Origin of the sequence: Planotetraspora kaengkrachanensis (genome assembly GCF_016862895.1) — a bacterium.
Lineage (GTDB): Bacteria > Actinomycetota > Actinomycetes > Streptosporangiales > Streptosporangiaceae > Planotetraspora > Planotetraspora kaengkrachanensis.
Genome location: NZ_BONV01000051.1, coordinates 83,586 through 90,579, shown reverse-complemented (window position 1 = coordinate 90,579; position 6,994 = coordinate 83,586). Strand labels below are relative to the sequence as shown.

At 68.1% G+C, this 6,994-nt stretch carries 5 protein-coding genes; 2 read left to right on the top strand and 3 right to left on the bottom strand.

Annotation, left to right across the window (positions count from 1 at the left end; genetic code table 11):
* Positions 1-320: 320 nt before the first annotated feature.
* Together Pka01_RS37435 and Pka01_RS37430 are read left to right on the top strand one after the other, a co-directional pair.
* On the top strand, positions 321-1,427 hold the full coding sequence (locus Pka01_RS37435) for an AI-2E family transporter (RefSeq protein ID WP_239116085.1): 1,107 nt from the start codon (positions 321-323) through the stop codon (positions 1,425-1,427).
* A 35-nt stretch (positions 1,428-1,462) separates the two neighbouring features.
* Positions 1,463-1,873, top strand: coding sequence for a hypothetical protein (locus Pka01_RS37430; RefSeq protein WP_203887733.1), 411 nt, complete (start codon positions 1,463-1,465; stop codon positions 1,871-1,873).
* A 15-nt stretch (positions 1,874-1,888) separates the two neighbouring features.
* Here the strand turns inward: Pka01_RS37430 and Pka01_RS37425 are convergent, their stop codons facing one another.
* The 3 genes from Pka01_RS37425 to Pka01_RS37415 all read right to left on the bottom strand — a co-directional run bounded on the left by Pka01_RS37425 (position 1,889) and on the right by Pka01_RS37415 (position 6,730).
* Complete coding sequence (locus Pka01_RS37425; protein WP_203887732.1) at positions 1,889-3,217, bottom strand: putative hexosyltransferase; 1,329 nt, start codon at positions 3,215-3,217, stop codon at positions 1,889-1,891.
* Between the two features lie 278 nt (positions 3,218-3,495).
* Positions 3,496-5,112: a cellulose binding domain-containing protein gene (locus tag Pka01_RS37420; protein ID WP_203887731.1), complete on the bottom strand. Its 1,617-nt coding sequence runs from the start codon at positions 5,110-5,112 to the stop codon at positions 3,496-3,498.
* 25 nt (positions 5,113-5,137) lie between these two features.
* Positions 5,138-6,730, bottom strand: coding sequence for a chitinase (locus Pka01_RS37415; protein ID WP_203887730.1), 1,593 nt, complete (start codon positions 6,728-6,730; stop codon positions 5,138-5,140).
* Between the last annotated feature and the right edge of the window lie 264 nt (positions 6,731-6,994).

The following is a 6,994-nucleotide window of genomic DNA, read 5'->3' as shown; positions in this document are numbered from 1 at the left end:
AACCACAAGATTAGCAGCCCTTGAGACCAGCTTGATCCGAAACACGATGCACGCCGGGAGCCGACTCCTGGCTCACCCCCGATGCCACGCACGGCCCCTGCGCCGCCGGGTCGGACGAGTTCCGCGATGGACGGCGCGGGCCGGATCAGGAACGCATCGGCCTCCCCGGCTGTTGGCATCCGTGTATCGGTGCGGCATCCGTACCGACACGGCAAGCTGGGAAACCGCCGGAAGAGCTGCTGGAAAACAGCGGAAGGACCGGCGCCAACGTCTGATCCAATTGTCGGATCTTTCCTCAAAGAAGGGGTAGAAACCGAAACGTGCCTCCACAGCGGATCCCTCGCGCACTCGTCGCCATGCTCGGCGCAGCAGCCGCTGTCGTCACCCTGGCCGGCATTCAGGCCGTCGGGTCCATCGTCGGCCCGGTGATCCTGGCGCTCACCCTGGTCATCGCGGTCTCCCCCCTTCGCGGGTGGCTCTCCCGGCATCGAGCCCCGGTATGGGTACAGGTCGCCGTCCCACTGGCGGTCGTCCTGCTCGTTCTGGCCGGCATGGTGGCGGTCCTCTCCCTTGCCGCCGCGCAACTGGCGATCCTCGCGCCCACGTACTCGACGCAGTTCAACACGATGGTCGCCGATCTCCAGCACTGGGCCGCGGGTCTCGGCTACGGAAGCGAGCAGCTGAACAAGGCGCTGTCCTCGTTCGATCCGGGCAAAATGATCGAGGTCGCGCAGGGCGTGCTGAGCAGCCTCCTCGGGGTGTTGTCGAGCCTCTTCCTGATCGTGGTGCTCCTCCTGGCGATGAGCCTGGACGCGCCGGTGTTCTCCCGGATAGTCGACGCCGCCGCCAAGGAGCGGCCGCAACTGGCCGTGGCGCTCAAGTCGTTCACGTCCCGCACCCGCCGTTACCTGGTGGTCTCGACCATCTTCGGATTGATCTGCTCGGCGCTCGACGTGACGGTCCTGGCCATCCTCAGCGTCCCCCTCCCCCTGCTGTGGGGCGTGCTGGCGCTCATCACGAACTACATCCCGAACATCGGCTTCATCCTCGGGCTCGTTCCCCCCGCTCTGCTCGGCCTGCTCGAGGGCGGCCCGAAGACGATGATCCTGGTGATCGTCGCGTACATCGCGATCAACGTCGTGATCCAGTCGTTCATCCAGCCGAAGTTCCTGGGCGACGCCGTGGGGCTCTCCACCACGGCCACGTTCCTCTCACTGATCATCTGGGCATGGGTGCTCGGCCCTCTCGGCGCGCTGCTCGCGATTCCGCTGAGCCTCCTGGTCCGCGCGCTGCTGATCGACAGCGATCCGGACAGCAAGTGGACGGCCGCCCTCATATCCGGCCGATTGCCGGACGAACCCTCGACGGCTCCTGCCGAACCGTCACAAGCGACTCCCGCGGAGCCGCGCCCGGACGTACACAGGTGAAGGCGCGACGTCCACCTCGCGCGTAGTGTCTGAGCATGCGGCGATGGGACACCGACGAGCGCCTGACGGGAATCACCGACGCGTCCGCGATGGAGCCCCAGGTGCGGAGACTGCTTGAGGCCATGCGGCGGGACGGCTGGGTGACCGAGGACCCTGAGGCGCACCTGCTCCCGCATCTGCGGCGTGCGTGCGGGTCCGAATGGCTCCTGCTCGGAGAGCGCCTGCTCGACGACGGCGTCTATGAGGTCACGGTCTCGCTCTCCGGCGACCGGGAGGGCGTGCACATCCACCGTGACGCGATCCGCCTGCTGTCCGCGATCGCCGAGCCCGCCTTCTTCGTACGGCAGAGCGAGCCCGGCGTGTTCGACTGCGTCACCGGCGTCCTGGACGGCGACCCGCCCGGCTTCAAGAGCCACGGCCACCTGGTCCGGTTGATCGTCAGATAGCGCGGGCCGCCTTCGTCAGGCGTCCACGCGGGCGGCCTTGACGTCGGCGGGGATGGACGTGACGCCGTCGGACCTCCTGCGACCCCACGGCATCGCGGCGATGAGCACGGGGAACAGGATGATCGAGCTCATCGCCCAGGGCGAGTGCAACTCGCCCCACTTCTCGCCGGTGAACTGCGTCAGCACGAGGTAACCGACCGCCGACCAGGCGGCGCAGCCGATGATCGCGGGCCATGCCCAACGGGTGGGGCGCGCGACGAGGAACGGCATGAACCACATCAGGTACTGCGCCCCGAGTCGCGGCGTGAAGATCATGAAGGCCAGCACGATCGCGATCGTCACATCGATGGGATCGGCCTTGCGCCACCAGATCAGGCAGAACACCACCGCGGCGTAGATCATGTACTGGCCGAGCTTCAGCGCCGTGGGGTTCAGGACCCAGTCGCCGCCGTTGAGGATCGCCGTCCATCCCCAGTCGCCGGTGATCGGGCGCACGTCACCGGGCCGCAGTCCGATCGTCTTGAGGACCTCGGGCAGTTGTCCCCAGGCCGTCCAGCCGCCGATGGGCAGCGTGAGCAGGAAGAAGACCGGCGGAATTCCCGCGGCGATCAGGGAGATCAGACGGGAGCGCGGCCCCGGGAGGAGCATGAGCATGCCGGGGATGAGGATCACCGGCCAGCTCTTCGCGCACAGCGCCATGCCCATCAGCAGCCCCGCCCAGATGGCCCTCGAGGTGGCCGCCCGGTCGACGTCGACGGGATGGATGAACCGCCGGAACAGGTCACCCGGCCGCCGCCACGGGAGGACGGCCGACGGCTGCCAGCCGCCCGGGCCGCGCGCGACGACGTAGGCGGCGACGCCGAATACCAGCGAGACGGGCTCGACCTGCCCGTGCACCGACGCGACGAGGATGGCGAGCGGGTTGCACGCGTACTGGAACGCGCGGAGCCGTTGGGCGGATCCTCCGGCGAGCTTGCCGACCAGCGGGATCAGCACGATGTCGGCGACGACCGTGACGAGGCGTCCGGCGACCTCCCAGGGGATGCCCAGCCACAGCAGCAGGCCGTACACGTAGGGGATGGTCGGCAGGAAGTGCCAGCCGCCGTTGCTCTCCAGGACCGGGTCGTGATGTTGCACGATGGCCTCGCCGGCCGGTCTGAAGCTGTTGACGAAGTCGATCGGCTGCCAGCTGTCCTTGGCCGAGAGCACGAGGATCAGCACGCGGAAGCCCACGCCGATCGCCAGCGTGACGGCGAGTGAGGGCTTCCAGCCCTTCCACTGCGCGACGATGGCGAGCACGACACCGGTGACGAGGACGATGCCCGTCGGGATTGCGTAGTCCATGACGCAGCCAAGCCTGCCCGACAAACCGTTAAAGACGCGACCCGGCTCCAGAATTCATCGTCCCCCACTACCGTCTGTCACGGTTAGTTGTATTCTTGTTACCCAGCGTAACAAATGGGAGACTTCGATGAAGATCAGCCTGTGGATCACTCTTGCCATCGCCACGGTCGTGGGCATGCTGATCGGCCTGCTGGCCCCGACGCGGAGCGGCGGCCGGCGCGACGGTTAGGGGGGATCCCGTCGCACCGGCCGCCGAGTCATACCGGCCGGTCCGTCGCTCAGAAGCCGGCGGTGATCCTGGTGAAGTCCCAGTCGTTCTGAGCGATGCCGCTGCAGTTGGAGACCACGCCGCCGCCCGGGCACCCGCGGTCACGGTTGACCGACCAGAAGGCGAGCCTGCCGAGTCCCTTCGACTTGGCGTAGTCGCGGATCTCGGTCCAGGTCGCCACCGACGTCAGCTCCTGCTGGTCGGACAGGCCGTTCATGCCCGAGATGCCCATGTGCGCGTAGGCCTGGGCGTCGGTCCAGCCCCAGGCCGCCTTCAGGGCGTTCTTCAGACCCTCGGCCGCGTTGACGGTGTTCTGATACATGTTCGCCCCGCCGCCGAAGTCGAACGGCATGATCGTGTAGTTGTCCACGTTGAGGCCGAGCGCCTTCGACTGGTTGATCAGGCGGGTGCCGTAGTAGGTCGGGCCCGTCGTGCTCGTGCCGAAGGTGATGACGACCTTGGTGTTCGGGTTGTTCTGCTTGACGATCTTCAGGCCGTTGAGGATGCGGTCCTGGACCGCCTCGTTCTCGAACTCGTCGCTGTTCTCGATGTCGAAGTCGACGGCGGCGGGGTTGTAGGCGTTGATGACCTGCTGCACGGCCCCCGCGAACGTGGACGGCGACGAGCAGTTCGGGCCGAGTTTGTTGCCCGAGTAACCGCCGAAGGAGATCTGCACGTTGCCGCCGGCGGCCTTGATCTGCGAGATCGCCGCGGCGTCCGCGCCTCCGGTCAGCGGGCGTGAGCCGTCCCACGCGGGGGTGCATCCGCCACCGGAGAGCATGAACGCCATGGTGAAGGCCTTGACGCCGGTGGCGTTCATGACCGTGGCCGGGTTCGGCGGGTTGCCCCAGCCCTCATAGAGGTACGGCGCACCGGGCAGCTTTCCGCCGCCGGTCGGGCAGCCCGTCGTGGACGCGGTCGCCGCGCCGCTGGCGGCGGATTCACCCTGGCCGTTGTACGCCTTGACCGTGTAGGTGTGCGTGGTGCACGTGCCCAGGCCGGAGATCGTGGCGTTCGTGCCGGTGACGGTCGCCCGCACGGTGGTGCCCTCGTAGACCCGGTAGCCGGTGACGGTGCCGCTCGACGCCCCCCACGACAGCGAGATCGACGTGTTGGCCGTGCCGGTGACGGTGGGGTTGCCCGGCTTGCCGGGGGCGCCCGCCGGCGGGGTCGGCGTGGGAGACGTGGTCGGACCGCCGCCGCCGCAGGAGGCTCCGTTCAGCGTGCAGTTGGCCGGGACCGCCCCCGAACCGCCGGGGCCGCCGTTGAAGCCGAAGCTCGCGGTGCCGCCCGCGGGGATGGTGCCGTTCCAGCCCACATTCGTGAAGGTGAAGTGCTGGCCGTTCCTGGTCATCGCGGCGTCCCAGAAGGAGCCGATGCTGACCCCGGACGGCAGGTCGAACTCCACCCGCCAGCTGTTGATCGCCGACGACGTCCCGTTGGTGATCACGTACTTGCCTTCGAACCCGGTGCCCCAGTCCTGGGTCTTGGTGAACACCGCGGTGGCGGACGCCGCGTACGCGGGTGCGACGGCGACGATGCCGCCGACGATGCCGCTGAGGATGGCGAGCGCCGCGGCGGCGATGACCGCACGGACGCGCAGGCCGGAGCCTGACCGTAGTTTCATGGTTCCTCGCAGGGTGTGGGGGGTGTCATCCGAGCGCGTCGAGGTACGCCCGGTGGTTGCGCGAGAACTCGGAGCCGTTGAACTTGTCCCAGTTGACGGACCAGGTCATCAGCCCGCGGAGGCCGGAGAAGACGCCATGCGGGCGGTAGGTGCCGCAGTTCGTCCCCTTGGCGAGGCAGCCGAAGGCCTTCTGGACCTCGGCCACCGTAGTGAAGCCGTTTCCGGCGAACGGCGCGGCCGGCAGGCCGATCGCCACCTGGTCGGGCCGGAGCGCGGGGAAGGTCACGCCGCCCGCCACGGGGAAGCCGGTGAGCAGCATGTCGGTCATGGCGACGTGGAAGTCGGCCACGCCCATCGTGTGGTACTGGTTGTCGAGGCCCATGATCGGCCCGGAGTTGTAGTCCTGCACGTGGAGCAGGGTGAGGTCGTTCCGCAGGGCGTGGATGACGGGCAGGTAGGCGCCTGACCGCGGATCCGCCGAGCCGTTCGGGCCTGAGCCGTAGAACTGGTAACCGAGCTGGACGAAGAACGTCTCCGGCGCCATGGTGAGGACGAACTTCGAGCCGTACCTGGCCTTGAGCGACCTGATGGCCGAGATCAGGTTCACCACCACGGGGGTGGTCGGGTTGCGGAAGTCGGTGTCGCCCTGGTTGAGCGACAGGGAGTGGCCCTCGAAGTCGATGTCCAGGCCGTCCAGGCCGTACCTGTCGATGATCGCGCCGACGGACTGCACGAACTTGTCGCGTGCGGCGGTCGTGGTCAGCTGGACCTGGCCGTTCTGCCCGCCGATCGAGATGAGCACCTTCTTGCCGGCCGCCTGCTTGGCGCGGATGGCCGCGATGAAGTCGGCGTCGCTTTCGACGTTGGGGCACTCGGTGGCCGGGCAGCGGTTGAACCGGATGTCTCCCGAGGTGACGGAGGTCGGCTCGCCGAAGGCCAGATCGATGAAGTCCCAGTCGTTGGGCACATCGGCCATCCGGATATATCCGGATCCGTTGGCGAATGACGCGTGGAGATAGCCGACCAGCAGGCGCTTGCCGTTCGACGTGGGCGGCGTGGGAGTCGGGGTCGGGGTGGGCGTCGGCGTCACGGGCGGCGTGGGCGTGGGGGTCGGGGTCGGGTTGGTCCCGCCGGGCCCGTCGAGGACGACGTCGTCGGCGTAGTAGGTGCCCTGGCCGTACCAGCCGTTGACGTAGACGGTCACGCTGGAGGTCGAAGGACCGGTCGTGAACGACGTGGTCAACTGCTTCCACGTCGCGCCGGGCGTCCCCCAGGTCTGCGCGTCCGTCGTGCCGGTGCCGGTCGCGCCGAGGAACACGTAGTTGCCCTGGACCCATGCGGACACGGTGTAGGCGGTGGACGGCCTGACGCTGATCGTCTGCTGACAGCGGGCGAAATCACTCCCCGCCGGGGTGGCCGACAGGGCCCTGGTTCCGCCGTGGACGGGTGCGGACACCACCGCGGCGGTCGACGCGCAGGTCCATCCGGACAGGCCGGACTCGAACCCGGGATTGGTGACGATGTTGGCGGCGGACGCGGTGCCGCCCCACAGGGCGGTCGCCCCGAGCACCACCGCGACGGCGGCCGCCCACTTGCGCACGGAAGCGCGCCCAGCCATTCGCCCAGTTATTCGTCCAGTTATTGGCGCAGACATTCGCCCAGACATGAGACCCACTTTCATAAGTGATCACCCGCCCCCCGCTTCTTTGGCCGTGATCATGCACACTTTCGGCGGAGGCACCGCCGACCTGGCCGTTCACCTCTCGTGATCATGCGCACCTTCGGCTCCGACCCCGCCGACCTGGGTGTCCGCTGTTCGTGATCATGCACGCCGACCGGCCGTGCATGATCACGAACAGCGTTTCCGCAGGCCGTACGGCCT